Source organism: Microbacterium sp. JB110, assembly GCF_003335195.1.
Taxonomy (GTDB): Bacteria; Actinomycetota; Actinomycetes; order Actinomycetales; family Microbacteriaceae; genus Microbacterium.
In genome coordinates this window covers 1-221 of the sequence record NZ_QPGM01000033.1, presented here as the reverse complement: position 1 = coordinate 221, position 221 = coordinate 1, and the positions used below count along the sequence as shown (strand labels likewise).

The following is a 221-nucleotide window of genomic DNA, read 5'->3' as shown; positions in this document are numbered from 1 at the left end:
AGCGTATTTCTTGGCGCTCTGTAGGTACCTCTAGCATTATGGTCTTGGGTGTTGTACTTGTCCAAATACCTCAAGTTTCTCATATTGAAATACAAGTTTTTATCATGTCGGTACTTCCTTTAATTATAGGTGCCTTTTGCTATCCTTTAGGTAATCGTAAGATGATGATTCTTGTGGATAATCAATTAAATACACTTGAACGTATTTATGGTATGACGCTC

At 36.2% G+C, this 221-nt stretch carries 1 protein-coding gene; it reads left to right on the top strand.

All coding sequences use genetic code 11. The features are described 5' to 3' along the window. Nucleotides 1-5: 5 nt before the first annotated feature. Nucleotides 6-221, top strand: a 216-nt coding sequence (locus CIK77_RS18395) for a multidrug resistance efflux transporter family protein (protein WP_442923152.1), incomplete at its 3' end; no start/stop codon positions are given.